Source organism: Thioclava electrotropha (assembly GCF_002085925.2).
GTDB lineage: Bacteria > Pseudomonadota > Alphaproteobacteria > Rhodobacterales > Rhodobacteraceae > Thioclava > Thioclava electrotropha.
In genome coordinates this window covers 2,678,798-2,703,319 of record NZ_CP053562.1, presented here as the reverse complement: position 1 = coordinate 2,703,319, position 24,522 = coordinate 2,678,798, and the positions used below count along the sequence as shown (strand labels likewise).

Sequence of the window (24,522 nt, the reverse complement as noted above, 5' to 3'; positions counted from 1 at the left end):
CCCCGCTCACGGCTATTCGTTTCCGGCGCTACGTCACTTGGGAACCAAACCGTCTGCGCCCCCCTTTCCCCACCGACGTGTCTCTGTTACGCGGCGCGCTCCATCCCAGTGACACCACCTGAATCCCGAGAGGAGGAGCCGCCATGCGCATTTCCGTCGACGTGCAGATGCAATACCAGTTCCCGCAGCCGAATACGGTCGCGCTGGTGCTCGAAGCCGCGCACGCTCCGGGGCAGGAGATCGTCAACGCGTCGATGAACCTCGGCGATGCGAGCGTGGGCCGGATCGCGGGCGATTGCGGCGTGGGCGAGCGGATCTGGGCGCAGGTCGGTACCCAGATGACGCTGCATTATCAGGCGCTGATCGACATCACGCGTCCGGCGATCGACCTGACGCAGATGGAGGCGGCACAACTCCATGAACTGCCCGCCGAGGCCGCGCCCTATATCCGACCCTCGCGCTACGTGCAGTCGGACAAATTCGTCTCCTTCGTGAGCAAGCGTTTCGGCGATCTGCAGGGCGGGGCGAAAGTGGCCGCGATCCGCGACTGGATCGAGAAGAACCTGTCTTACGTGCCCGGCGCGTCGGATAGCGACACCAACGTGCTCGAGACCTTCGCGGGCCGGGCAGGGGTCTGTCGCGACTATGCGCATCTGTTCTGCGCGATGGTGCGCGCGGCGCAGATTCCGGCGCGCATGGCGTCCTCCTACGGGCCGGATGTGTGGCCGCAGGATTTCCACGCCGTGGCCGAGGTCTGGCTCGATGGCGCATGGCATATGGTCGATGCGACCGGCATGTGCGGGCCCGAGAACATGGCGCTGGTCGCGGTGGGGCGCGATGCCTATGACGTGGCCTTCATGGAATCGCAGGCACCCGCGATGCTCATTAACCAGAGCGTCTCGGTGATCCGGGTCTGAGCGTGGTCCCTCAGGGTTTCAGCGGATAGCGATCGGCCTCCTCGAAGGCGTCGATCACCTTCGTCCCCGCCTTGAGCCGCGCCGAATGTTCCGCGCCCGCGGGGATTTCGTAGCTCTCGCCGGGGCGATAGACCCGGGTCTCGCCTGCGATGGTCAGCTCCGCCTCGCCTTCGATCACCGTGCCCCACTGAGCCTTATGCGCATGGGGCGGCAGGTCGAAATCGGTGAGGAAGTGCAGGAACACCACCAGCCCCGCCTCCGAGCGGATCGCGTGGCTGCGCACCTGATCTTCGGGAAACGGCAGGTCTAGGGCGGGGAAGGCCTGAATGAAATCGGGTAGCTCCATGGGCGTCTCTCCTCCTGACGAGCCTGCGGGACATACGTCACTATGGGCGGCGCGCTGGTCGTGGGCAATGCGCGCGCTCAGGCTGCCGGATCAACCCCTTCCTGACCCCTTACAACAACACCGCTTTCGCCGCCTGCCGCAGCGCTTTGGTTAGCGGCGCGAGCGGGGCTTTGAGCCGCCTTGCGCTTTGCCAGTAGAGCGGCACATCGATCGGCGCCGGGCCCAGCCGTTCCAGCGCGCCGCTTTCCAGATGCGCGCGCACCAGAACCTCGGGGTTGAGCCCCCAGCCCATGCCGCGCAGACAGGCCTCCACGAAGCCTTCGGTCGAGCCGATACGATGCGCGCGCAGCCCCATCGGCATGCCCGCGATCATCGAGGCCCAGCGGTCCTGCAGGCGATCCTTGGCGTTGAACTGCAGGGCAGGGGCCGCGCGCAAGCTGTGCCGGTCGATCCGGTTCGGGAAATAGCGCGCGACGAAGTCCGGGCTCGCCGTCGCGATATAGCGCAGCCGCCCGAGGCTCACGCTGTCGCAGCCCGCAATCGGCCCCTCGTCGGCGGTGATCGCGCCCGCGACCTCGCCCCGGCGCAAAAGCCCCGCGGAATGGTCCTGATCGTCGATCACCAGATCGAAACGCACGCCCTCCACCTCGGCCAGCGCGGGCAGCACCCATGTCGCGAGGCTGTCCGCATTCACCGCGATGCGCAGAACCGGCGGGGTCTCGGAGGGCGCAAGCTCGGTCTCCAGAAGCGCCACCTCGCGCAGATGGGCGATCAGCCGCGCCCCATCCTCGGTCGCGCGGCAAGGCGTGGAACGGATCACCAGAACCGCGCCCATGCGTTCCTCCAACTGGCGGACCCGTTGCGAGACGGCCGATTGCGATACCCCGAGCCGCGCGCTGGCGGCCTCGAAGCTTCCGGTCTCGATCACGGTGGCGAGCGCATCCAGCGCGGCATAGTCGAACATAAGTTTTACTTATACAGAGTTAGTTTAATTAAGTTGAACTTATACGCACGTCCCGGCACTGAGAAGCGTCTCTGAGCAGACAAGAGGTGAGGCGGATGGAATTGGCGGCATTCTGGGCGGGGCTGAAACTGGGGCTCGGGCTGATCGTGGCGATCGGCGCGCAAAACGCCTTCGTGCTGCGTCAGGGGCTGCGGCGCGAGCATGTCTTCGCGGTGGCGCTGTTCTGCGCGCTCTCCGATGCGGTGCTGATCGCGCTTGGCGTGTCGGGCTTCGCCGCTGCCTCGACCGCGCTGCCATGGCTGCCGGAGACGCTGCGCTGGGGCGGTGTCGCTTTTCTTAGCTGGTATGCGATCCGCTCCGCTTTGGCGGCGATCCGGGGCGGGGAGCATCTCGACCCGAGCGCAGGCAGCGCACCGTCCCTGCGCGCCGTGCTGGTGACGGTGGCCGCTTTCACTTGGGCGAACCCGCATGTCTGGCTCGATACGGTGGTGCTGCTCGGCGCGGTCTCGGCGCAGTTCGCGGGCGCGCGGATCAGCTTCGCTACGGGCGCGATCGTGGCCTCGTTCGTGTTCTTCTTCGCGCTGGCCTATGGCGCGCGGCTTCTGGCGCCGCTTTTCGCCAAGGAGAGCGCGTGGCGGGTGCTCGATGCGCTGATCGCGGTGCTGATGGGCTCGATCGCCTGGAAGCTCGCGGCGGGCGCATTATAACCGACACAAAGCCGCCCCTTGCGCGCGGTGCCGAACCAGCGTCCAAGAGGGGTTATGACCGCGCAAGACAAACCCAACAAACCGCTGATCGGCATCCTGTGGATGCTCGCCACCACGGCCTGTTTCGTGATGGTGAACATCATCGTTCACTGGCTGGGCGATCAGGTGCCCGCCGCGCAATCGGCCTTCGTGCGCTTCATGTGGGGGCTGATCTTCTTCGCGCCCGCGCTGGCCCGCATTCTGCGGCAGAGCTTCCCGCCTCAGGTCTGGGCGCTGTTCGGCGTGCGCGGTCTCCTGCACGCGGTTGCCGTTGGGCTGTGGTTCTTCGCGATGAGCAATATCCCGATCGCCGATGTCACTGCGATCAATTACCTCAACCCGATCGTGGTGACGGTGGGCGGTGCGCTTCTCTTAGGCGAGGGGCTGGCTTGGCGACGCGTGACGGCGGTGATCGTCGCACTGATCGGGGCGCTGATCATCCTGCGCCCGGGGATGCGCGCGATCGAGCCCGGCCATCTCGCCCAGCTTGGCGCGGCGCTGTTCTTCGGCGGCGCCTATCTCGCGGCGAAGCGGTTGACCGATTACGTGCCCGCAGGCACGGTGGTCGCGATGATGACGCTGGTGGTGACCGTCGCGCTTGCCCCGGTGGCGATCTGGAAATGGGAGCCGATCACGCTGTCCGAGACGCTCTGGCTGGGTGCGGTCGCGGTGTTCGCGACGGGCGGGCATTACTGCATGACGCGGGCCTTCGCCGCGGCGCCTGTGACGGTGACGCAGCCGGTGATCTTCCTGCAACTGGTCTGGGCGGCGATTGCGGGCTGGTCGATTTTCGGCGAGCGCCCGGATCCTTACGTGATCCTGGGCGGCGCGATCATCATCGCCTCGGTCAGCTACATGACCTTCCGCGAGGCGCAGCTCAAACGCCGGGTGACGCCGCCTCCGCCGGCCACCAAGATCTGACAGCGCGGCGCTTTTTGCAAATGTCGGATGCCTCCGGCGGGGATATTTGAGGCAGTTGGAAGGGGCGCTGTGGCCTGTCTTCCAACTGCTCCAAATATCCTCCGCGAAGCGTCCCTCAGCTCGCCTCGGCGCTGCGCTGGGGGTCGATGAGCCGCGTGATGACGCCCTCGCGGGTCACGACACGGCCATCGGTGAGGGGCACCGCAGGCTCGTGGCGCAGCCGCTCCATCACGTCGCGCACGGGCGCGTCGGCGGGCATTGGCTCGCCGGTGGCGTCGCCGGTGGGCGTGCCGACGGGATCGGCGATGTCCTCGGCGGTGAGCACGCCCAGCGGGTTCATATGGGCCACGAAATCGGCCACATAGCCGTTGGCGGGCTTGGCGATGATGTCGCGCGCGGTGCCGCATTGCACGATCCGCCCGCCTTCCATCAGCGCGATCCGGTTGCCGATCTTGAACGCCTCGTCGAGGTCGTGGCTGACAAAGATGATCGTGCGCTTGAGCTTGTTTTGCAGCTCCAGCAACTCGTCCTGCAGCTTGGTGCGGATCAGCGGGTCGAGCGCGGAGAAGGGCTCGTCCATCAGAAGGATTGGCGCGTCGGTGGCGAAGGCGCGCGCAAGACCCACACGCTGCTGCATGCCGCCCGACAGCTCGGCCACCTGACGGTCGGCCCAGTCCGACAGGCCCACCAGTTCCAGCTGGGTGTCGACCTTCTTGCGGCGTTCCGCCTTGCTCATGCCGGCGAGTTCGAGGCCGAGGCCCACATTCTCGCGCACGGTCCGCCAGGGCAGCAGGCCGAATTGCTGGAAGACCATCGCGATCTTGTTCAGGCGCATTTTGCGCAAGGTCGCGGGGTCGGCATGGGTGACGTCGACGAGACGCTCGCCGTCATGCACCTCGACCTGACCGCGCACGACCGGGTTGAGCCCGTTCACCGCGCGCAGCAGCGTCGATTTGCCCGAGCCCGAGAGGCCCATCAGCACGAGAATCTCGCCTTCGGGCACCTCGACCGAGCAGTCATGCACGCCCAGCACCTGATCGGTACGCTCCTGAATCTCGGGGCGCGAGAGCCCTTCATCCATCAGGGGCAGCGCCTCTTGCGGGCGGTCGCCGAAGACGATGGAGACATTGTCGAATTTGACGGCGGTTTTGGCTTTGGTCTGGGTCATTTCGAACCTCCGCGGCGCAGCATGCGGTCTAGGATGATGGCGACGACGACGATCACGAAGCCGGACTCGAAGCCGAGCGCCGTGTTCACGGTGTTGAGCGCGCGCACGACTGGCACGCCGAGGCCGTCCGCGCCGACCAGCGCGGCCACCACGACCATCGACAGCGAGAGCATGATGGTCTGGTTCAGACCGGCCATGATCTGCGGTGTGGCATAGGGCAGTTCGACCTTCCACAAGAGCTGGCTCTTGGTCGCGCCGAAGGACTGTGCGGCCTCGGTCAGCGTGTCGGGCGTCGAGGAAACGCCCAGATGGGTCAGGCGGATCGGCGCGGGCAGAACGAAGATCACGGTCGCGATCAGGCCGGGCACCATGCCGATGCCGAAGAAGACGATGGCCGGGATCAGGTAGACGAAGGCCGGCAGCGTCTGCATCAGGTCGAGCACCGGCTGCAGCACCGAATACAGGCGCGGACGGTGGGCGGCGGCGATGCCGATCGGCACGCCGATCCCCATGCAGACCACGCAGGCGGCGATCACGAGGGTGAGGCTCTCGGTCGTCTCCTCCCAGTAGTCCTGGTTGAGGATGAAGAGGAAGCCCACGATCACCAGCAGCGAAATCTTCCAGCTGCGCTGCAGCAGGTAGGCGATCACCGCGAAGGCGAGGATCACGAGAAGGGGCGGGGGGCCTTGCAGCACCCAGAGCGTTGCGTCGATCAGGGCTTTCAGCGCCACGGAGAGCGCGTCGAAGAGCGGTGCGGCGTGGTCCTGCAGCCAGTCGATCACGATCTTGGCCGTCTTGCCCACGGGGATTTTGGTATCGGTCAACCAGTTCATAGCTGTCCTTGCGGTTTGTTATTTCTGGCGCGTCTCGATGCGGTCGAAGGCGACTTGCGATTGCGCCTTGCCGGTTTCGGGGTCGAGCTTGGTGACGCGCAGGACCAGCCCGGCCTTGGGAGAGAATTCCTTGAGGAAGGCGGTGCGCAGCTTGCCCATCACGATCCGTTCGACGACCTGCCAGACATCGTAGCGGCACGCGCCGATCTGCACCGAGCCGGTGCCGCGATAGGCGTAGGAGATGGTGCCGCGATCCTTGGTCTCGCCGTCGACTTTCAGGCTCACCGGGGTGCGCCAGTTGCCCAGTTGCGGCAGTTGGTCGAGCCGCGCGGGGTCGTCATCATAGATGAGCGCGAAGCTGCGCCCGTCCATTTCCTGCAGGCTCACCGCCAGCGGATGGTCGTAGCGCTCGCGCTTGGGCGGCCGGCCGAGTTCGGGATCGTCGACCCGGTAGGAGGTCAGCGTGCCGTTCTCGTAACGATAGGCCTGCGCCATTTTCGGGGTGTTGCGGGTGAGCGTGACGCCTGCCGCGTGCAGCGCCTTGGTGTCGGGGCAATCCGCGGCGCGCGCCGGGGTGAGGGGCGCTGCGATCATCCCCGCGAAGAGAAGGGCCGCGCCGGTGAGGGCGCGGACCGAGGGGAAGCGGGGGCGGAGGGGCATGCCCTGTCGCCCGCGCGAATATTTCGCCCGAAGGCTCACGAGTTCAGCGCTTTCTCGACCGCTGCCTGCGCGTCGCCGCCATCCTTCGTGGTCACACCGTCGAGCCATGCTTTCCAAGCGTCGGGGTTGGCCTTGAGCCAAGCCTTCGCGGCGTCCTTGGGATCATCGCCATCGTCGAGGATCTTGCCCATGATCTCGTTTTCCATCCCGAGGGTGAACTTCAGGTTGGAGACGAACTTGCCCGGGTTCGGGCATTCGTCGACATAGCCCGCGCGGACATTGGTCATGACCGTCGCACCGCCGTAGTCGGGGCCGAAGAAGTCATCGCCGCCCGACAGGTAGGTGATGTCGAAGTTGGAGTTCATCGGGTGGGGCTCCCACGCGAGGAAGATGATCGGCTTGTCGGCCTTGTCGGCGCGCGCGACCTGCGCGAGCATGCCCTGCTCGGAGCTTTCCTTCAGGTCGAAATCTTTCAGGCCGAACGCGTCCTTGTCGATCATGTCGAGGATCAGCGCGTTGCCGTCATTGCCCGGCTCGATGCCGTAGATCTGGTTGTCCAGCTCGTCGGCGTGCTTGGCGATGTCGGAGAAGTCCTTGATGCCGGCCTTGGCGCCGGCGGCGTTGGTCGCGAGCGTGTATTTCGCGCCGGTCAGGTTGGTGCCGAGCGTCTCGACCGTGCCGTCCTTGGTGTAGGGATCCACGTTGGCGGCCATCGAGGGCATCCAGTTGCCGAGGAACACGTCGACATCGCCCTTCGAGAGCGCCTCGTAGGTCACCGGAACCGAGAGCACCTTGGTGTCGGTCTCGTAGCCGAGCGCTTCGAGGATCGTGGTCGCGACCGCGGTGGTCGAGGTGATGTCGGTCCAGCCGACATCGGAGAAGGTCACTTTCGAGCAATCGGCGGCCTGTGCGGGCGCGGTGCCTGCCAGTCCGAGCGAGAGCGCAGCTCCCATTGCGAGGAGCGTGGAACGAAGTTTCATGCTTTTTTTCTCCCTGTGCAGCGTTAAGAAAAACCGCGGGATGCGGTTGTTGATTGACGAGTCAATAAACATGTTCTAGCTCGACATGCAAGCAAGCCACCCGGAAGGAGGCCGAACATGCCGAAGCTTGGAGCAGAGCCTATACGGCGCGCTGCCTTGGTCAAAGCGACTATTGAGACAGTAGGCGAGGCGGGATCGCTCGATGTGACGGTCGCGCAGATCGCCCGGCGCGCGGGCATGTCCTCGGCGCTGGCGCACCATTATTTCGGGTCGAAAGACCGGATTTTCCTCGCCGCGATGCGCTCGATCCTGTCGATTTACGGGGCCGAAGTCCGTGGCGCGATGGCGATGGCGCAGACCCCGCACGAGCGTGTTCGCGCAGTTGTGATGGGCTCTTTCGCGGCTGGCTCGTTCCGTCACGAGGCGATTGCCGCGTGGCTGAACTTCTACGTGCTCGCGCAGTCGAGCGCCGATGCAAGGCGCCTGCTGCATATCTATCAGCGCCGTCTGCGCTCGAACCTCATGCACGGGCTGCGGCCGCTGGTCGGCGACCGGGCGGGCTCCGTGGCCGAGGGTTTGGGCGCGATGATCGACGGCGTCTACATCCGCGCGGCGCTGGTCGCGGGCGACCCCGACCGCGAGGCCGCCTGCGAACTGGTGCTGGCGCATCTGGAAAAGGAATTGGAGGTCCACCAATGAGGGCACAGCCGAAAGCAAGCCATTTCGTGAATGGCGACTGGATGGAAGATGCGGACGGCGACGAGCTGATCGTCACCTATCCCGGCACCGGCGAGGTGATCGCCAAGCTGCACGCCGCGACGCCTGCGGTGATCGACGCCGCGATTTCGGGGGCAGTTGAGGCGCAGAAGGACTGGGCGGCGCTGCGCCCGGTCGAGCGCGGCCGCATCCTGACCCGTGCCGTCGCGATCATCCGTGAGCGTGGTGAGGAGCTGGCGCTGCTGGAAACCCTCGACACCGGCAAGCCGATTCAGGAAACCCGCGAGGCAGACTGGCCCTCGGGCGCCGAGGCGCTGGAATATTTCGCAGGTCTGGCGCCGACGCTGACCGGCGAGACCATGCCGCTGGGCGGCGATTTCGCCTATACGATCCGCGAGCCGCTGGGCGTTTGCGCGGGGATCGGCGCGTGGAACTATCCCAGCCAGATCGCCTGCTGGAAATCCGCGCCTGCGCTGTCGACCGGCAATGCGATGGTGTTCAAACCCTCCGAGATGACGCCGCTGGGCGCGCTGAAGCTCGCCGAGATCTTCATCGAGGCCGGGATGCCCGCGGGTATCTTCAACGTGGTGCAGGGCTTCGGCCCGGTGGGGGCGGCGCTGTCCACCGATCCGCGCATCGCGAAAGTCTCGCTGACGGGTTCGGTGCCGACGGGCGCGAAGGTCTATCAGGCGGCTTCGGCGGGCATGAAGCACGTCACGATGGAATTGGGGGGCAAATCCCCGATGATCGTGTTCGACGACGCCGATATCGAAAGCGCGATCGGGGCGGCGATGCTGGGGAATTTCTATTCCTCGGGGCAGATCTGTTCCAACGGGACGCGGGTCTTCGTGCAGAAGGGCATCAAGGAGAAATTCCTCGCCCGGCTGAAAGAGCGCGCGGAGACCATCGTCGCAGGCGATCCGCTCGATGAGGCGACGCAGTTCGGTCCGCTGATCTCGAAGGCGCAGTTCGACAAGGTGATGTCCTATGTCGAGAGCGCGAAATCCGAAGGCGCGCGGCTGGTCTGCGGTGGCTCTGCGGGCAACGAGGGGCCGCTCTTCGTGCAGCCCACGGTCTTCGCCGATGTCACCGACGACATGACCATCGCGCGCGAAGAAATCTTCGGCCCGGTCATGTCGGTGCTGGATTTCGAGACCGAGGAAGAGGCGATCGCGCGGGCCAACGACACGCAGTTTGGCCTCGCCGCGGGTGTGTTCACCGGCGATCTGGCGCGCGGCCACCGTGTGGTCGGCCAGCTGCAGGCGGGCACCACCTGGATCAACGCCTATAACCTGACGCCGGTGGAGATGCCCTTCGGCGCGGTGAAGCAATCGGGCTTCGGGCGCGAGAATTCGCGCGCGGCGGTGGAGCATTATACGCAGCTCAAATCCGTCTATGTCGGCATGGGGCCGGTCGAGAGCCCGTACTGAGTTCGAATTTGGGGAGGCTGGGGGCGCTGCCCGTCGCCTGTTGGTCTTTGGGCCGATGGCGCGCCAAACGGCGACACCCGGGATATTTCCGCCAAGGGGAAGATATGAGTGTTTCGGCAGAATTTGTGATCGTGGGCGCGGGCTCGGGTGGCTCGGCGCTGGCTTACCGGCTCGTGGAAGCGGGTCGCGACGTCGTGGTAATCGAGCATGGCGGCTCGGATGCGGGGCCGTTCATCCAGATGCCCGGCGCGCTGAGCTACCCGATGAATATGGGGATCTACGACTGGGGCTTTCAGTCGGAACCCGAAGAGCATCTGGGCGGGCGGCGACTGGCGACTCCGCGCGGCAAGGTGCTGGGCGGCTCGTCGAGCATCAACGGCATGGTCTATGTCCGGGGCCATGCGCGCGATTTCGACCATTGGGAAGAGAGCGGCGCAACCGGCTGGGGCTATGCCGATGTGCTGCCTTATTACAAGCGGATGGAGCATTGGCATGGCGGCGAAGAAACCGAATGGCGTGGCCGTTCGGGGCCGCTGCATGTGACCCGCGGGCCGCGCGCCAACCCGCTGTTCGACGCGTTCGTCGCGGCGGGCAAGGCGGCGGGCTATCCGGTGACCGAGGATTACAACGGCCAGCAGCAGGAAGGCTTCGGGCCGATGGAGGCCACGATCTACAAGGGGCGTCGCTGGTCGGCGGCCAATGCCTATCTGCGCCCGGCGCTCAAGACCGGGAAGCTGCGGATCGTGCGCGGTCTGGCGCGGCGCGTCGTCTTCGAAGGCAAGAAGGCTGTCGGCGTCGAGATCAAGCGAAAGGGCCAGATCGAGGTGGTCCGGGCGACTTCCGAGGTCGTGCTGGCCGCTAGCTCGATCAACACGCCGAAGCTGTTGATGCTGTCGGGCGTAGGCCCGGCAGAGCATCTGCGCGAGCATGGTGTCGAGGTGCTGGCGGATCGCCCCGGCGTGGGTGCGAACCTGCAGGATCACCTTGAGATTTATATGCAATTCGCCGCGAAACAGCCGGTGACGCTGTTCAAATACTGGAACCTCTACGGCAAGGCGCGGGTGGGTGCCCAGTGGCTGTTCACCAAGGGCGGGCTCGGCGCGTCGAACCAGTTCGAGAGCTGCGCTTTCATCCGCTCGGATGCCGGGATCGATTACCCGGATATCCAGTATCACTTCCTGCCGATCGCGGTGCGCTATGACGGCAAGGCCGCCGCCGAGGGGCACGGTTTCCAGGCGCATGTCGGGCCGATGCGCTCGAAATCGCGCGGGCATGTGCGGCTCAGCTCGAGCGATCCCGAAGCCAAGCCGGAGATCAAGTTCAATTACATGAGCCACCCCGACGACTGGGCCGAGTTCCGCAAATGCGTTCGCCTAACGCGGGAGATCTTTGCACAAGGACCGATGGCCGCGCATGTGAAGCACGAAATCCAGCCGGGAGCTGCGGTCGAGACGGATGAGCAAATCGACGCGTTCATCCGCGAGCATGCCGAGAGCGCCTATCACCCCTGCGGCACCGCGAAGATGGGGGCGGCGGACGATCCGAGTGCGGTCGTCGATCCGGAAGGGCGCGTGATCGGGGTGGAGGGGCTGCGGGTCGCCGACAGCTCGGTCTTCCCGCGGATCACCAATGGCAACCTCAACGCGCCCTCGATCATGGTGGGCGAGAAGATGGCCGATCACCTGCTGGGCCGCGCGCCGCTCGCGCGCGAAAACCTCGAGCCATGGGTCGCGCCGAACTGGCAAGTGGCGCAGCGCTGATCTAACCGTTCTTGCGGCGCGGGAGGTTGAGGGCATAGCGCCCCGGCCCCTGCGCTGCGAGGATCAGCAAGCCGCCTGCGATTGCCCAATTCTTCACGAAGATCGTCACCTGCCACGGGTCGGCGCGCAGCTGCCAGTGAAACCAGCTCGTGAAGATGCAATAGGCGGCAAGTATGAGGGCCCAAGCCCGCACCTTCGGGCCGAAGATCAGGCCGAGCGCCGCGATCAGATTGAACAGCGCCACGGGCCAGACCAGCCAGCCGGGCAGGCCAAGCCAGCCGATCATCTCCTCCACCATCTGCGGATCGCTGACTTTCTGCACCGCGCCACCGAAGAACAGCAGCGCGATCAGGATACGGCCGATCAGGTTGAGTGCGTCGGACATGCGGGCCTCCCAAGTTTCGAGTTTACCATTCAGCTACGAAATCTGTTGCGTGCGAGATCAGTTCCGCCGATATCTGGGGCATGTTAAGGATTTGTTCACTCCTCGTTCTTCTCGCGATGCCAGCCGCATCGCAGCTTTCGGCAGCGACGGTGACCGGTCTGCCGCGCGTCGTCGATGGCGATACGCTTGTTGTCGCGAACACGCGGGTGCGGCTTTTCGGGATCGACGCGCCGGAGGCGAAGCAGAGCTGCAAAACGGCGCAGGGTGTGCGCTGGGCCTGCGGACGGGCGGCCACGGCGGAGCTGCAGCGGCTTGCGGGGCAGGGGGTGCGCTGCTCGGGCGATGAGGAAGATCGCTACGGGCGGCTGATCGCGGTGTGCCGGGCAGGCGGGCGCGACCTGAATGCCGAGATGGTCGCGCGCGGGGCGGCCTTCGCCTATCGGAAATATTCGCGCGATTACGTGTCGCAGGAAGAGCGGGCGCAGCGCGCGGGGCTCGGCGTCTGGCAGGGCGCGGCGCAGCGCCCCGCTGAGGTGCGTGCAGCCGCCAAGGTGCAGAACCTGCCGGGAAATTGCGCAATCAAAGGCAATATTTCCGGGCGCGGGCGGCTCTATCATCTGCCGGGCACACGCTCTTATGCCGCCACGCGGATCAACGAGGCCAAGGGCGAGCGGTGGTTCTGCTCGGAAGCCGACGCAAAATCCGCGGGATGGCGTCGCGCGGGCAGTTGATTTGATGCGCATCAAGGTGGGCCGAGTCGCGCTGGCCTAATGTCGACCCGACAGCAAGGAAAGGGAGCGACATGGCCAATACGCCGCACACGCTGCAAGAAGAATTCCCGACGAAACTCGATCGGATTCACGAGTTGAAAATCTCCAACGCGCATTTTGCAAAACTGTTGGACGATTACGACGCGCTCAACGATCGCGTGCACCGGGCCGAGACGAATGTGGAGCCGATGGACAGCTTGGCCGAGACCGACCTGCGCAAGCAACGCGCCGCGGTGAAGGACGAGATCGCGCGGATGCTGGGCACCGCCGACGCCTGAGTTGTAGGGTAACGAGTGATTTTGGTGAGACGCCTCGGGACTTCGGCCCCGGGGCGTTTTTCTATGCGATGTCGTAGGGCAGAAGACCGCGATGGTCGGGATCGACATGCAGCCGGCGCTCCAGCGGCGGAACCGAGCGCTGGTGGCAATCCTTGCGCTCGCAGATCCGGCAGGAGATCCCGATCGGCTGGTAGGCCTTGGGATTGCCGAGCTCCATATCGTCGGCATAGACGAGCCCCTTCGCGTGGCTCACCTCGCAGCCCAGACAGATCGCGTAGCGCCGCACCGGCGCGGTGAAGCTGCCACCCGATTTCGAGACGTCGCGGGCGAGGCAGAGATAGCGTACGCCATCGGGGGTCTCGGCGAGTTGACGTAGGAATTTCGTCGGTGTCTCAAAGGCTTGGTGGACATTCCAGAGCGGGCAGGCGCCGCCGAACCGGGCGAATTGCAGCCGGGTCGCGGAGTGGCGCTTGGTGATCGTGCCGGCCTGATCGACGCGGACGAAGAAGAAGGGGATGCCCTTCGCGCCGGGCCGCTGCAGGGTGGAGAGGCGGTGGGCGACCTGTTCGGTCGAGGCGGTGAAGATATCGCAGAGCCGCTCCAGATCGTGGCGGGTGTCCTGTGCCGCCTCCAGAAAGGGGCGATAGGGCAGGAGCGCCGCGCCTGCGAAGTAGTTGGCCAGGCCGATCTTGGCGATGGCGCGGGCGGTGTCGGACTGGAAACGCGCGAGGTCGAGCGTGGCCTCCAGCAGGTCGTTCTGGGTCATCAGCGCGACCTGATGGAGCAGTTGGAACGCCTGCGTCGGGCGGCCCGCATGGGCGTTGATCAGAAGGCGATTGCCGTCACGCTCGCGCAGCTGCGAAATGTCGGAAAACTGCACGTCGATGCCCCGCTTCGCGAGGGTGTCGATCGCATGAGGAATGGGCTCCAACCGATTGCCATCGCGGCAGGAATAGCGCTCGGCGGCGCGGTCGACGGCGTCGATGTAATTGTCGCAATAGTGGAAGAAGTCGCGGACCTCCTCCCAGGGCGAAACCACCGTCTGCGCGCCCTCGCGGCCCAGGGCTTCGTCGAGCGAGGCGAGGCGTTCATGGGTCTGGCGATAGGCGCGGTGTAGCTCGAGGAAAGACCGGGCGAGGGCGGGTGCATTGGACGCCGCGAGCCGCAGATCTGCCAGGGGCGGCGCGCCATCGGAGAAGATCGGGTCGGCCAGCGCCTCGCGCATGTCCGAGACCAGCCGCTCCGCATCGCCTGCCGAGAGCTCGGTCACGTCGAGGCCGAATTCGCTCGCCAGCGCCAGCACGACCTGTGCCGAGACCGGGCGGTGGTTGTTCTCCATCTGGTTGAGATAGGGCAGCGACACGCCGAGACGCTCGGCGAAGGCTTTCTGGGTCAGGCCGAGCCGCGTGCGGGTTTCGCGCAGTTTCACACCGGCATAGAGTTTCTGAGTCGCCATCTGTCCCTCCCTTTGCAAAGGAATTTGTAGCTTTGCAAACATTCGGCGTCAAACTTTCCCGAGTCTGAGGCGGTGTCGCGGGACCAATCGGAGATACGCTTCGATCAGCGGCGGACTTCGCAGTTATGCAATTCGCTATCCGTTGCTTGCCAATTATTTGCAAATTTTCTCGAATCCCCTTTGTAAGATTGTTGCGTTCGGAATAGTGTGCCGGGAAATTATGCGGAGGACCCTCATGAGAGACATCCTGAAGGAGCTGGAGCATCGGCGCGACGAAGCCCGCCTTGGTGGCGGCGAGAAACGCATCGAGGCGCAGCACAAGAAGGGCAAGCTGACCGCGCGCGAGCGGATCGAATTGCTGCTCGACGAGGGCTCTTTCGAAGAGTTCGACATGTTCAAAACCCATCGCTGCACCGATTTCGGGATGGAAGAGAGCAAGCCCTATGGCGACGGCGTCGTCACCGGTTGGGGCACCGTGAACGGGCGCATGGTCTATGTGTTCAGCCAGGACTTCACGGTCTTCGGCGGCTCGCTGTCGGAAACCCATGCCGAGAAGATCTGCAAGATCATGGATATGGCGGTCCAGAACGGTGCGCCGGTGATCGGCATCAACGATTCGGGCGGTGCGCGGATTCAGGAAGGCGTGGCCTCGCTTGCAGGCTACGCGGACGTGTTCCAGCGCAACATCATGGCCTCGGGCGTGGTGCCGCAGATCAGCCTCATCATGGGGCCCTGTGCCGGCGGTGCGGTCTATTCGCCCGCGATGACGGACTTCATCTTCATGGTGAAGGACACGTCTTACATGTTCGTCACCGGCCCCGACGTGGTGAAGACGGTCACGAACGAGCATGTGACGGCCGAGGAACTGGGCGGCGCGACCACCCACACCAAGAAAAGCTCGGTCGCCGATGGTGCCTATGAGAACGATGTCGAGGCGCTGTTCGAGACCCGCCGCCTGATCGACTTCCTGCCGCTGTCGAACCGCGAGAAGGCGCCCGTGCGGCCCTTCTTCGACGAGGTGGACCGGATCGAGGCGTCGCTCGACACGCTGGTGCCGTCGAACGCGAACACCCCCTACGATATGAAGGAATTGATCCTGAAGATCGCGGATGAGGGAGATTTCTTCGAGATCCAGAAGGATTTCGCGGGCAATATCATCACCGGTTTCATCCGTCTCGAAGGTCAGACGGTCGGTGTGGTCGCGAACCAGCCGATGGTGCTGGCGGGCTGTCTGGACATCGATTCCAGCCGCAAGGCCGCGCGCTTCGTACGCTTCTGCGACGCGTTCGAAATTCCGATCCTGACGCTCGTCGACGTGCCGGGCTTCCTGCCGGGCACCAGCCAGGAATATAACGGCGTCATCAAGCATGGCGCGAAGCTGCTGTTCGCCTATGGCGAGGCGACCGTGCCGAAGGTCACCGTCATCACCCGCAAAGCCTATGGCGGGGCCTATGACGTTATGTCCTCCAAGCACCTGCGCGGCGATTTCAACTACGCCTGGCCCACCGCGGAAATCGCGGTGATGGGCGCCAAGGGTGCGGTCGAAATTCTCTATCGCTCGGAGCTGGGCGAACCCGAGAAGATCGCCAAGCGCACCGCCGATTACGAGGACCGGTTCGCGAACCCGTTCGTGGCGGCCGAGAAGGGCTTCATCGACGAGGTGATCCAGCCGCGTTCGACGCGTCGCCGGGTGGCCCGTGCCTTTGCGGCGCTGCGCTCGAAGAAGCTGTCCAACCCGTGGAAGAAGCACGATAACATCCCGCTCTGAGGAGGCGCATGACGGGCAGGCCGAGGATCACGACGCTCTTGCCCGGCGCTTTCGCCGGGCTGGTGCTGGCATTGCCCGCATCGGCTCAGGAGCTGCGGGAGGTGCCGCCGGTGCCCGATTACGGCACGGTCATGCATCCGGGCAATCTGGGTGAGGATCTGGGGCCGGGCGATGGGCCGGAGGGGACGAAGGGCGATGCGATCCCGGTCCCGTCCGGGCAGAAGGTCTGGTGGATCGACGTGATCCATAACGAGGCCGGGCCGGACGGACTGACCTATCGTTTTCGCTTCCTCGCGCCGCAGATCGGAGGGCGCAGTCCGCTGTCCTCCGATATCGCGCTGCAGGATATCGAGGCGCTGTGCAACGGGTGGGTGGTGCCGCGCCTGCCGCAGCCCGGTCCGGAGCCCGCGCAGGTGATGGTGAGCCTGTCGGACCAGATCGTGCCGTTCGGCGATGCCGCCCCCGAGGTGGTGCAATATTTCGACAGCTTTTCCGTCGAGGACGGAAATTGCGTTTGGGAGTTTTTCTGATGGCTTTGGCCGGAACCGCAGATCACAGCTTGGAGGGCATGATGCCGGGGCGCGCGCAAGCGCAGCCGCTCACGGCGAAATCGCGCTTTCGTGAGCGGGATTTGCAGGCTAACCTGCCCTTGGGGAAAGTAATTTCGGTCCCCGTATTGAAACGGGTCGTGCCGAACCTCGCCGAGATCGGGGCGGGCGCCCCCTTGGACAGGAGAACGACATGTCGAAAGCTCTCATCGCGCTTGGCCTTGTGGCCTTCGTCGCAGCCTGCGCACCCAAGCCTGAGCCCGCGCCGGTGGCCGTCACCACCGAGCCGACCTACACCGGCAAGTACAAATAATCTGCGTGCGGGGCGGGGCGGCAGCCGTCGCCTTGCCCCCGCGATCCCTGCGGGAGCCGTGGCGCTGTGTGATACGCCATACGGTTACCTAGCGGCAATTATCCTTCCAGAGTATGCTCTTAGCCATTCCAACAAAGAATGGGGGAGAGTGAGATGGTCCGAATTTCTCTGGGCGCGGTTGCCTGCGCGGCCCTGCTTGTGGGCTGTGCGCCCAAGCCTGAACCTGCACCTGTCACCGTGGAGCCGGTCTATACCGGCAAATATGGCGGCCCCGTCGCGAGTGGCGGCTCCTGCCGACCGACTGGACGGCTCGTCGACTCGCAATACCCGGCTTCCGTGCCCGACTGTCCGCTCGAATGCGGACCGCTCGAGACCGCGACTGCCGCAACAGCGCAGCGACCGGCACAATGTGTGCCCGAGCCGCGCGGCGGATCAATGCGTCAGCCGACGGGAACGCCTCGCTCGACAACTCCGAACGACCCGACGCGCGGGTAACAGTGTTGCACCGCTAACGCTCAGCACGCGCCGTCCCAGCAACTTTAAAGGGGAGGGCGCGTCATGCTGAAGCATCGCGGTTTCCCGTCGCGGTTACCCTCGACGGATTATCAATTCACCATTCGCCGTGCCAACAAGAAGGGCGCGACGAAACTCATCCGGCGTGAACGCTATGCCGATCGCGGTCATGGCGATCGCAAGGCCGATGCGGGCTTCATGGCCGCGCTCTGGGCGCAGTTCGGCGAAGAGCCGTTCGAGCGCGGCAATCTCGATGCGGGCCGGTTGAGCTGGCTCTTCGGGCGCGAGGTGTTGGCTGCCGAAGACCCGTTCGATCCAGAAAGCTACGAGGCGCTTCTCAAAATCGACGTGAAACGCGCGGAAGCCTCCTTCCCGGAGGTCTTCGCCGATCCCGACGCCTTTACCTTCGATGATGACGAGGATGAGGATTGGGCATGATTTCGCTGATGTCCTGCGCGAAATGGCGGCATGCCGCCGAACCTCATGGTTGCAAGGATTTCGCCTTTGCAATCGCCGGTGCGCGCGGTCACATTGAGCGGGCAAGCCGTACTGTCCCCAACACCCGCGGCTTGTTTAATATCCCTACCCCTTCCCTATTCCTGCGGCCTGATCTTATGGTCGGGCCGCAGCTTTTTTCTTTCGGGGGTCAAGGGGGGCACCGCCAAGATGTGAAGGGGAGCGGCGATAGCTCGCCGATGGGGCTTCAGCTCGCGTTTTCGCCGTTGGCTTTTCACGGCGCCGCGATAAACTCGCGTCCAATCATAACCGCTATTGGAGGCAGTTTCCCATGCGTAAAACCCCGATCCTTCTTGTCCTTGCCGGCCTCGCTCTCGCAGGCTGCATGCAAACCGACGGCCAGCGCGCCCTTGCCGGTGCGGCCGGCGGCGCGATCATCGCGGATGCGACCGACAACAACGCGCTCACCGGCGCGGCTCTCGGCGCGCTCGCGGGCACCTATTGCGACGACGCGGGCGTCTGCCAGCGCTCGTACTAAGCACATCTGCGCGGCTCTGACCGCGTCCGATCGCTATTCGACCGCCATCGGTGCTGCGCGCTCCGGTGGCGGTTTTTCTTTTGTCTCACATCATGAACACGACACGCGGGGCGGGGGGATGCCCCTCCCGCACCGGAAGGGAAGGGCCTGACATGTTCAAGAAAATCCTGATCGCCAACCGTGGCGAGATCGCTTGCCGCGTCATCAAGTCGGCGCAGAAGATGGGGATCAAGACGGTCGCCGTCTATTCCGATGCCGATGCGCAGGCGCTGCATGTCCAGATGGCCGACGAGGCGATCCATATCGGCCCGCCGCCCGCGAACCAGTCCTATATCGTGATCGACAAGATCATGGATGCGATCCGTCAGTCGGGCGCCGAGGCGGTTCACCCGGGCTACGGCTTCCTGTCGGAAAACAAGAAGTTTGCCGAGGCGCTGGAGAAAGAGGGCGTCGCCTTCATCGGCCCGCCCTCTGGCGCGATCGAGGCGATGGGCGACAAGATCACCTCGAAGAAGCTCGCGAAAGAGGCGGGCGTGTCGACCGTGCCCGGCTATATGGGGCTGATCGCGGATGCCGATGAGGCGGTGAAGATCTCCGACGAGATCGGCTATCCGGTGATGATCAAGGCCTCCGCAGGTGGTGGCGGCAAGGGGATGCGCATCGCTTGGAATGCCGAAGAGGCGCGCGAGGGCTTCCAGTCGTCGAAGAACGAGGCGGCGAACAGCTTCGGCGACGACCGTATTTTCATCGAGAAATTCGTGACGCAACCGCGCCACATCGAAATTCAGGTGCTCGCCGACAAGCACGGCAACTGCGTCTACCTGAACGAGCGTGAATGCTCGATCCAGCGCCGCAACCAGAAAGTCATCGAAGAGGCGCCGTCGCCCTTCCTCGACCCTGAGACGCGCAAGGCGATGGGCGAGCAGGCCGTGGCCCTGTCGAAAGCGGTGGATTACTGCAGCGCGGGCACGGTGGAATTCATCGTCGATGGCGACAAGAACTTCTACTTCCTCGAGATGAACACCCGTCTTCAGGTGGAGCACCCGGTCACCGAGCTGATCACCGGCATCGACCTCGTCGAGCAGATGATCCGCGTGGCCGATGGCGAGAAGCTTCCGATGAAACAGGAAGATATCGGCATCAACGGCTGGGCCATCGAGAGCCGCCTCTATGCCGAAGATCCCTATCGCAACTTCCTGCCCTCGATCGGGCGTCTCACCCGCTACCGTCCGCCGGTGGAAGGCAAGACCGCTTCGGGCGGCATCGTGCGCAACGATACCGGCGTCTTCGAGGGCGGCGAGATTTCGATGTTCTATGACCCGATGATCGCCAAGCTCTGCACCTGGGCGCCGAGCCGTGGCGAGGCGATCGAAGAGATGCGTCTTGCGCTCGATATGTTCGAGGTCGAGGGCATCGGTCACAACCTGCCGTTCTGTGCGGCTGTGATGGATCACGAGCGTTTCGTGACCGGCAACATAACCACCGCCTTCATCGAAGAGGAATATCCTGAAGGGTTCAATGGTGTGACGCTGGACGAGGGGATGCTGCGCAAGGTCGCGGCGGCCACGGCGGCGATGGAGCGCGTGGCCGAGATCCGGCGCACCAAGATCTCCGGCACGCTCGGCAACCACGAGCGCAAGGTCGGCGTGGATTGGGCGGTCTCGCTGCAGGATGAGGATTTCAAGCTCAAGGTGAACGCGGATCGCCATGGTTCGACCATCATCTTCGAGGATGGCGAAGAGATGCGGGTCGAGAGCGACTGGACCCCGGGCGACCCGCTGGCCGAGCTGAGCGTGAACGGTGCACCGCTGGTCCTCAAGGTCGGCAAGATCCCGATGGGCTTCCGCATCCGCGTGCGTGGCGCCGATCTGAAGGTGCATGTCCGCACGCCGCGCCAGTTCGAGCTCGCGCAGCTGATGCCGGTGAAACTGCCGCCGGATACCTCGAAATTCCTGCTCTGCCCGATGCCGGGTCTCGTCGTGAAGATCTCGGTCGAGGAAGGCGCGGAAGTGCAGGAGGGTCAGCCGCTGGCCACCGTCGAGGCGATGAAGATGGAGAACATCCTGCGCGCCGAGAAGAAGGGCACCGTGAAGAAGATCAACGCCGAGGCGGGCGCGAGCCTTGCCGTCGACGACATCATCATGGAGTTCGAATAAGTGACGCCCGCGCCGTGGCATAGGGAGGCCGGGCGACCGGCTCACCCCGCCACGGCGGGGCGCGATCTATTGGCGCGCGGTTTCGTGCAGGGATGTGGTCAGAAGCCGCGCTCTTCGCGGATCTCGTCGCGCCGGATCGGCATCTTGTCGATCGAGCGGACGATCTCGCGCGCGTCCCACGGGGCGGGCTTGCGCAGGTTCACCGTGCCGTCCTTGGCGATGATGACGAGGGAGAACCCGCGCGGGCGCAGCGTGCGGCGCACGTCGCTCGCCGGATCGGGCGTGGTGTCGGTGATGACGACGACGTCGCGCCGGGCCAGTTCCGCCCAATGGTCCTTCAGATACCGGATCTGCTCCTTGAAGGCCGGGTCGAGCGGGCTGTCGGCGAAGACGACGATGGGCCGTTTCTGCCAGACGAACGCGTCCAGATCCGCATCCGCCCCATCGACCGGTGCGAAGGGGGGCGTGACCTCGGGCTCTGCCACGGCGAGATCGACGGTGCTCTCTTGGGCTGCGACCGCAAAGGGCGTCAGCGCAAGAAATGCAGCGAGTCCAAGGGATAATAGACGGGTCATGGGCTCCTCTCTCGTTCCTGATATATGCGCGGAAGGCCTCTCGCACCATGCCGGGCCCTGCGAATTTTCGCCAAATGCGTCCTTTAAGCGCCCCGCAAGGACTCGCGGTGCAGACTGGCGCCGGGTTTTCGGGGCTGCGGCGGGGTGCCGCTTGGACCCGGGGCCGTGGGGGCCGGGCATGGATGTCATTTTGCATATCGGGGCGCATCGCACCGCGACGACGACGTTTCAGGCGTGGATGCTGCAAAACGCCGATGCGCTGGCCACGGGCGGGATCGCCTATTGGGGGCCGGACCGGACGCGGGCGGGGCTGTTCTCGGGGCTGGTGAAGCGCCCCGATCTGGTGACGCCGGAGGATGGGACGGCGCTGTCGCGGCTGCGAACCGCGCTGGCGTTCGATCTGGACCGGCTCGCCGATCAGGGGATGCGCCATCTGGTGATCTCTGAGGAAAATCTGCTGGGCGCGATGCCGCAATGCGTGGACATGCTGACGCTCTACCCGGATGCGGCGGGGCGGCTGGAGCGTGCGCGGCAGGTGCTGGGCACGCATCTGGGCGGCGTGGCGCTGTCGATGCGGCGCTATGATATGTGGTGGTCCTCGGTGCTGTCGGTGATGGCGGGGCGGGGCGCTGGCCTGCCCGATGCGCGTGGGCTTGCGCGGCTTGCCGATCATCCGCGCGGCTGGCCGGAGGTGATCGTGCAGGCGCAGGCCGCGCTTGGGGCGCCCGTCACGGTCTGGAGCCATGAGGCCCTGGGGGCGGAGCCGCAGGCCCAGCTTCAGGCGCTCGTGCCGGGCGAAGGCCTGCCTGCCGGGCTGTTCGATGCCCGCAAACGGCGTAACGCGGCCCCGGGGCGCGCGGCGCTGCGCGAGGGGCTGCTGCGCGCCGGGCACCGAGTCGCGGCCGGGCAGGGGCGCTGGATGCCCTTCGATCAGGTGCAGCGCGCGCAGATGACAGCCCGCTATCTGGAGGATCTGACCTGGCTGCGCCACGCGCCGCCGGGACTGAATTTCGTGGAAATGACGGCCGAAGACGCGGGGAAGACACCCGCCGCGGCGACAGTGGAAGAAGGATTTGGCCATGACGGACAAGAAAGAGGACTGGCGTAACCTCGCCGAGAAGGAACTGCGTGGCAGGCCGTTCGAGGACCTGACCTGGAACACGCTCGAAGGGATCGCGGTGAAGCCGCTTTACACCGAAGAGGACGTGGAGGGGCTCGACCATCTGGGCACCATGCCGGGCCTGTCGCCTTTTACGCGCGGGCCGCGCGCCACGATGTATGCGGGCCGTCCGTGGACGATCCGGCAATATGCGGGCTTCTCGACCGCCGAGGAGTCGAACGCCTTCTACCGCAAGGCGCTCGCCGCCGGTCAGCAGGGCGTGTCGGTGGCCTTCGACCTCGCCACCCACCGCGGCTATGACAGTGACCATCCGCGCGTCGAGGGCGATGTCGGCAAGGCGGGCGTGGCGATCGACAGCGTCGAGGACATGAAGATCCTGTTCGACGGTATCCCGCTCGATCAGATTTCGGTCTCGATGACGATGAACGGCGCGGTGATCCCGATCCTCGCCAACTTCATCGTCACCGGCGAAGAGCAGGGCCATGACCGCAGCGTTCTGTCGGGCACGATCCAGAACGACATCCTCAAGGAGTTCATGGTCCGCAACACCTATATCTATCCGCCCGAGCCTTCGATGCGGATCATCGCGGATATCATCGAATACACCTCGAACGAGATGCCGCGGTTCAACTCGATCTCGATCTCGGGCTACCACATGCAGGAAGCCGGCGCGAACCTCGTGCAGGAGCTGGCCTACACGCTGGCGGACGGGCGCGAATATGTGCGCACCGCGATCAAGGCGGGGATGGATGTCGACAAGTTCGCAGGCCGTCTGAGCTTCTTCTTCGCGATCGGGATGAACTTCTTCATGGAGGCGGCCAAGCTGCGTGCGGCGCGCCTGCTGTGGAGCCGGATCATGGAAGAGTTCGAGCCGAAGAAGCCGCAAAGCTCGATGCTGCGCACTCACTGCCAGACCTCGGGCGTCTCGTTGGCCGAACAGGACCCCTATAACAACGTGATCCGGACGGCCTATGAGGCGATGTCGGCAGCGCTTGGCGGTACGCAGTCGCTGCACACCAACGCGCTGGACGAGGCGATCGCGCTGCCCACCGAGTTCTCGGCCCGGATCGCGCGCAACACGCAGCTGATCTTGCAGGAAGAGACCGGGATCACCAACGTGGTCGATCCGCTCGCGGGCTCCTACTACGTCGAGAGCCTCACGGCGGAACTGGCCGAGAAGGCCTGGGAGCTGATCGAGGAAGTCGAGGAGATGGGTGGTATGACCAAGGCCGTGGCCTCGGGGATGCCCAAGCTGCGCATCGAGGAAACGGCCGCCCGGCGGCAGGCGCTGATCGACCGGGGCGAGGATGTCGTGGTCGGGGTGAACAAGTATCGCCGCGAGACCGAGGACGAGCTGGATATTCTCGATATCGACAATGCGAAGGTGCGCGACAACCAGATCGCGCGGCTCGAGAAGATGCGGGCCAGCCGCGACGAGGCGGCCTGCGAGGCGGCGCTGACGGAACTGACGCGCCGCGCCTCCGAGGGTGGCAACCTGCTCGAGGCGGCGGTGGAAGCTGCCCGCGCCCGGGCCTCTGTGGGAGAGATTTCGATGGCGATGGAAAAGGTGTTCGGACGTCACCGCGCCGAGGTGAAGACTTTGGCTGGTGTCTATGGCGCGGCCTATGACGGCGACGAGGGCTTCGCCCAGATCCAGAAGGATGTCGAGACCTTCGCCGAGGAAGAGGGTCGCCGCCCGCGGATGCTGGTGGTGAAGATGGGTCAGGACGGCCATGACCGCGGCGCCAAGGTGATCGCGACGGCCTTCGCCGATATCGGCTTCGACGTCGATGTGGGCCCGCTGTTCCAGACGCCGGAGGAAGCAGCGCAGGACGCGATCGACAACGACGTGCATGTGGTCGGGATTTCGTCGCAGGCGGCGGGTCACAAGACGCTGGCACCCAAGCTGATCGAGGCGCTCAAGGAGAAGGGCGCAGAGGATATCATCGTGATCTGCGGCGGCGTGATCCCGCAGCAGGATTATGACTACCTCAAGAAGGCGGGCGTGAAGGCCATCTTCGGGCCGGGGACCAACATCCCGTTGGCCGCGCGCGAGATCCTCGACATCGTGCGTCAGGCGCGGGCCTGAGGGCGCTGAGGGGGCTCTGCCCCCGCGCTAACGCGCCCCCCGGGATATTTTGACCAAGGCGAAGTTCGGGCTTTGCTTTGAATTTGGGCGGCGCGCGGGGGAACCCTGCGCGCCG

The 24,522-nt window shown here is 65.0% G+C and carries 25 protein-coding genes; 16 read left to right on the top strand and 9 right to left on the bottom strand.

Translation table 11 applies throughout. From position 1 onward, the window contains the following. Positions 1-143: 143 nt before the first annotated feature. The gene (locus AKL02_RS12855) at positions 144-917 is read left to right on the top strand and encodes a transglutaminase-like domain-containing protein (protein ID WP_083078892.1); all 774 of its coding nucleotides are present in this window, start codon (positions 144-146) and stop codon (positions 915-917) included. A 10-nt stretch (positions 918-927) separates the two neighbouring features. On the opposite strand, the gene AKL02_RS12850 is transcribed toward AKL02_RS12855, so the two are convergent. Both AKL02_RS12850 and AKL02_RS12845 read right to left on the bottom strand, forming a co-directional pair. Beyond that, the gene (locus tag AKL02_RS12850) at positions 928-1,263 is read right to left on the bottom strand and encodes a cupin domain-containing protein (RefSeq protein ID WP_083078891.1); all 336 of its coding nucleotides are present in this window, start codon (positions 1,261-1,263) and stop codon (positions 928-930) included. A gap of 109 nt (positions 1,264-1,372) precedes the next feature. Further along, entirely contained in the window at positions 1,373-2,227 is an 855-nt protein-coding gene (locus AKL02_RS12845) for a LysR family transcriptional regulator ArgP (RefSeq protein ID WP_083078890.1), read from the bottom strand. 95 nt (positions 2,228-2,322) lie between these two features. Between AKL02_RS12845 and AKL02_RS12840 the strand changes: the two genes are divergently transcribed. After that, entirely contained in the window at positions 2,323-2,934 is a 612-nt protein-coding gene (locus AKL02_RS12840; RefSeq protein WP_083078889.1) for a LysE/ArgO family amino acid transporter, read from the top strand. A gap of 54 nt (positions 2,935-2,988) precedes the next feature. Beyond that, the gene (locus AKL02_RS12835) at positions 2,989-3,894 is read left to right on the top strand and encodes a DMT family transporter (RefSeq protein WP_108722404.1); all 906 of its coding nucleotides are present in this window, start codon (positions 2,989-2,991) and stop codon (positions 3,892-3,894) included. Between the two features lie 115 nt (positions 3,895-4,009). Here the strand turns inward: AKL02_RS12835 and choV are convergent, their stop codons facing one another. The 4 genes from choV to AKL02_RS12815 are packed head-to-tail and all read right to left on the bottom strand — an operon-like array spanning position 4,010 to position 7,535. Continuing rightward, positions 4,010-5,062 (bottom strand): choline ABC transporter ATP-binding protein, encoded by a 1,053-nt coding sequence (gene choV / locus AKL02_RS12830; RefSeq protein ID WP_083078888.1) that lies wholly within the window; start codon positions 5,060-5,062, stop codon positions 4,010-4,012. Further along, entirely contained in the window at positions 5,059-5,895 is an 837-nt protein-coding gene (choW, locus tag AKL02_RS12825; protein ID WP_078547496.1) for a choline ABC transporter permease subunit, read from the bottom strand. Before choW ends, choV begins: the two co-directional genes overlap by 4 nt. An 18-nt stretch (positions 5,896-5,913) precedes the next feature. Next, positions 5,914-6,555, bottom strand: a complete 642-nt coding sequence (locus AKL02_RS12820; RefSeq protein ID WP_083078887.1) for a hypothetical protein — start codon at positions 6,553-6,555, stop codon at positions 5,914-5,916. 35 nt (positions 6,556-6,590) lie between these two features. Then, positions 6,591-7,535, bottom strand: a complete 945-nt coding sequence (locus tag AKL02_RS12815; protein ID WP_078522864.1) for a choline ABC transporter substrate-binding protein — start codon at positions 7,533-7,535, stop codon at positions 6,591-6,593. A gap of 117 nt (positions 7,536-7,652) precedes the next feature. Between AKL02_RS12815 and betI the strand changes: the two genes are divergently transcribed. The 3 genes from betI (at position 7,653) to betA (ending at position 11,442) form a co-directional block, all read left to right on the top strand. Beyond that, on the top strand, positions 7,653-8,234 hold the full coding sequence (gene betI / locus AKL02_RS12810; RefSeq protein ID WP_083078886.1) for a choline-binding transcriptional repressor BetI: 582 nt from the start codon (positions 7,653-7,655) through the stop codon (positions 8,232-8,234). After that, positions 8,231-9,682, top strand: coding sequence for a betaine-aldehyde dehydrogenase (betB, locus tag AKL02_RS12805; RefSeq protein WP_083078885.1), 1,452 nt, complete (start codon positions 8,231-8,233; stop codon positions 9,680-9,682). The genes betI and betB overlap by 4 nt, the downstream gene beginning before the upstream one ends. A gap of 104 nt (positions 9,683-9,786) precedes the next feature. Next, on the top strand, positions 9,787-11,442 hold the full coding sequence (gene betA / locus AKL02_RS12800; protein WP_083078884.1) for a choline dehydrogenase: 1,656 nt from the start codon (positions 9,787-9,789) through the stop codon (positions 11,440-11,442). Between the two features lies 1 nt (position 11,443). Here betA and AKL02_RS12795 read toward each other — a convergent pair whose 3' ends face one another. Further along, positions 11,444-11,827, bottom strand: coding sequence for a DoxX family protein (locus AKL02_RS12795; RefSeq protein ID WP_083078883.1), 384 nt, complete (start codon positions 11,825-11,827; stop codon positions 11,444-11,446). Between the two features lie 116 nt (positions 11,828-11,943). On the opposite strand from AKL02_RS12795, the gene AKL02_RS12790 reads away from it, so the two are divergent. Beyond that, entirely contained in the window at positions 11,944-12,558 is a 615-nt protein-coding gene (locus tag AKL02_RS12790) for a thermonuclease family protein (protein WP_232621614.1), read from the top strand. Positions 12,559-12,629: 71 nt separating this feature from the next. Beyond that, on the top strand, positions 12,630-12,875 hold the full coding sequence (locus tag AKL02_RS12785; RefSeq protein WP_078542708.1) for an HP1242/YdcH family protein: 246 nt from the start codon (positions 12,630-12,632) through the stop codon (positions 12,873-12,875). A 61-nt stretch (positions 12,876-12,936) separates the two neighbouring features. On the opposite strand, the gene AKL02_RS12780 is transcribed toward AKL02_RS12785, so the two are convergent. Beyond that, positions 12,937-14,331, bottom strand: coding sequence for a helix-turn-helix domain-containing protein (locus AKL02_RS12780; RefSeq protein WP_078522857.1), 1,395 nt, complete (start codon positions 14,329-14,331; stop codon positions 12,937-12,939). Between the two features lie 235 nt (positions 14,332-14,566). Here AKL02_RS12780 and AKL02_RS12775 point away from each other — a divergent pair, with 235 nt between their 5' ends. From AKL02_RS12775 to AKL02_RS12750, 6 genes are all read left to right on the top strand, one after another. Next, positions 14,567-16,099 (top strand): acyl-CoA carboxylase subunit beta, encoded by a 1,533-nt coding sequence (locus tag AKL02_RS12775; protein ID WP_083078881.1) that lies wholly within the window; start codon positions 14,567-14,569, stop codon positions 16,097-16,099. 8 nt (positions 16,100-16,107) lie between these two features. Continuing rightward, the gene (locus AKL02_RS12770) at positions 16,108-16,629 is read left to right on the top strand and encodes a DUF6497 family protein (RefSeq protein WP_232621613.1); all 522 of its coding nucleotides are present in this window, start codon (positions 16,108-16,110) and stop codon (positions 16,627-16,629) included. A gap of 484 nt (positions 16,630-17,113) precedes the next feature. After that, complete coding sequence (locus tag AKL02_RS12765) at positions 17,114-17,455, top strand: hypothetical protein (protein ID WP_108722403.1); 342 nt, start codon at positions 17,114-17,116, stop codon at positions 17,453-17,455. 63 nt (positions 17,456-17,518) lie between these two features. Then, positions 17,519-17,911 (top strand): hypothetical protein, encoded by a 393-nt coding sequence (locus tag AKL02_RS12760; protein ID WP_083078880.1) that lies wholly within the window; start codon positions 17,519-17,521, stop codon positions 17,909-17,911. Positions 17,912-18,260: 349 nt separating this feature from the next. Next, the gene (locus AKL02_RS12755) at positions 18,261-18,467 is read left to right on the top strand and encodes a YMGG-like glycine zipper-containing protein (protein WP_078571734.1); all 207 of its coding nucleotides are present in this window, start codon (positions 18,261-18,263) and stop codon (positions 18,465-18,467) included. Positions 18,468-18,619: 152 nt separating this feature from the next. Then, a complete protein-coding gene (locus AKL02_RS12750; RefSeq protein ID WP_078571735.1) occupies positions 18,620-20,623 on the top strand; it encodes an acetyl-CoA carboxylase biotin carboxylase subunit in 2,004 nt (667 codons plus the stop codon). Positions 20,624-20,721: 98 nt separating this feature from the next. Here the strand turns inward: AKL02_RS12750 and AKL02_RS12745 are convergent, their stop codons facing one another. Further along, positions 20,722-21,198 carry a DUF4174 domain-containing protein gene (locus tag AKL02_RS12745; RefSeq protein ID WP_083078879.1) on the bottom strand — a complete coding sequence of 159 codons (477 nt, stop codon included), beginning with the start codon at positions 21,196-21,198 and terminating at the stop codon, positions 20,722-20,724. 178 nt (positions 21,199-21,376) lie between these two features. Here AKL02_RS12745 and AKL02_RS12740 point away from each other — a divergent pair, with 178 nt between their 5' ends. Beyond that, complete coding sequence (locus AKL02_RS12740) at positions 21,377-22,306, top strand: hypothetical protein (protein ID WP_083078878.1); 930 nt, start codon at positions 21,377-21,379, stop codon at positions 22,304-22,306. Beyond that, a complete protein-coding gene (scpA, locus tag AKL02_RS12735; protein WP_078606120.1) occupies positions 22,278-24,407 on the top strand; it encodes a methylmalonyl-CoA mutase in 2,130 nt (709 codons plus the stop codon). Before AKL02_RS12740 ends, scpA begins: the two co-directional genes overlap by 29 nt. Positions 24,408-24,522 lie beyond the last annotated feature (115 nt).

Bases quoted from the DNA above. Each gene is read 5' to 3' on its own strand.
- AKL02_RS12855 (WP_083078892.1), top strand. From the start codon at position 144: ATGCGCATTTCCGTCGACGTGCAGATGCAATACCAGTTCCCGCAGCCG.
- AKL02_RS12850 (WP_083078891.1), bottom strand. From the start codon at position 1,263: ATGGAGCTACCCGATTTCATTCAGGCCTTCCCCGCCCTAGACCTGCCG.
- AKL02_RS12845 (WP_083078890.1), bottom strand. From the start codon at position 2,227: ATGTTCGACTATGCCGCGCTGGATGCGCTCGCCACCGTGATCGAGACC.
- AKL02_RS12840 (WP_083078889.1), top strand. From the start codon at position 2,323: ATGGAATTGGCGGCATTCTGGGCGGGGCTGAAACTGGGGCTCGGGCTG.
- AKL02_RS12835 (WP_108722404.1), top strand. From the start codon at position 2,989: ATGACCGCGCAAGACAAACCCAACAAACCGCTGATCGGCATCCTGTGG.
- choV (WP_083078888.1), bottom strand. From the start codon at position 5,062: ATGACCCAGACCAAAGCCAAAACCGCCGTCAAATTCGACAATGTCTCC.
- choW (WP_078547496.1), bottom strand. From the start codon at position 5,895: ATGAACTGGTTGACCGATACCAAAATCCCCGTGGGCAAGACGGCCAAG.
- AKL02_RS12820 (WP_083078887.1), bottom strand. From the start codon at position 6,555: ATGCCCCTCCGCCCCCGCTTCCCCTCGGTCCGCGCCCTCACCGGCGCG.
- AKL02_RS12815 (WP_078522864.1), bottom strand. From the start codon at position 7,535: ATGAAACTTCGTTCCACGCTCCTCGCAATGGGAGCTGCGCTCTCGCTC.
- betI (WP_083078886.1), top strand. From the start codon at position 7,653: ATGCCGAAGCTTGGAGCAGAGCCTATACGGCGCGCTGCCTTGGTCAAA.
- betB (WP_083078885.1), top strand. From the start codon at position 8,231: ATGAGGGCACAGCCGAAAGCAAGCCATTTCGTGAATGGCGACTGGATG.
- betA (WP_083078884.1), top strand. From the start codon at position 9,787: ATGAGTGTTTCGGCAGAATTTGTGATCGTGGGCGCGGGCTCGGGTGGC.
- AKL02_RS12795 (WP_083078883.1), bottom strand. From the start codon at position 11,827: ATGTCCGACGCACTCAACCTGATCGGCCGTATCCTGATCGCGCTGCTG.
- AKL02_RS12790 (WP_232621614.1), top strand. From the start codon at position 11,944: ATGCCAGCCGCATCGCAGCTTTCGGCAGCGACGGTGACCGGTCTGCCG.
- AKL02_RS12785 (WP_078542708.1), top strand. From the start codon at position 12,630: ATGGCCAATACGCCGCACACGCTGCAAGAAGAATTCCCGACGAAACTC.
- AKL02_RS12780 (WP_078522857.1), bottom strand. From the start codon at position 14,331: ATGGCGACTCAGAAACTCTATGCCGGTGTGAAACTGCGCGAAACCCGC.
- AKL02_RS12775 (WP_083078881.1), top strand. From the start codon at position 14,567: ATGAGAGACATCCTGAAGGAGCTGGAGCATCGGCGCGACGAAGCCCGC.
- AKL02_RS12770 (WP_232621613.1), top strand. From the start codon at position 16,108: ATGACGGGCAGGCCGAGGATCACGACGCTCTTGCCCGGCGCTTTCGCC.
- AKL02_RS12765 (WP_108722403.1), top strand. From the start codon at position 17,114: ATGGTCCGAATTTCTCTGGGCGCGGTTGCCTGCGCGGCCCTGCTTGTG.
- AKL02_RS12760 (WP_083078880.1), top strand. From the start codon at position 17,519: ATGCTGAAGCATCGCGGTTTCCCGTCGCGGTTACCCTCGACGGATTAT.
- AKL02_RS12755 (WP_078571734.1), top strand. From the start codon at position 18,261: ATGCGTAAAACCCCGATCCTTCTTGTCCTTGCCGGCCTCGCTCTCGCA.
- AKL02_RS12750 (WP_078571735.1), top strand. From the start codon at position 18,620: ATGTTCAAGAAAATCCTGATCGCCAACCGTGGCGAGATCGCTTGCCGC.
- AKL02_RS12745 (WP_083078879.1), bottom strand. From the start codon at position 21,198: ATGACCCGTCTATTATCCCTTGGACTCGCTGCATTTCTTGCGCTGACG.
- AKL02_RS12740 (WP_083078878.1), top strand. From the start codon at position 21,377: ATGGATGTCATTTTGCATATCGGGGCGCATCGCACCGCGACGACGACG.
- scpA (WP_078606120.1), top strand. From the start codon at position 22,278: ATGACGGACAAGAAAGAGGACTGGCGTAACCTCGCCGAGAAGGAACTG.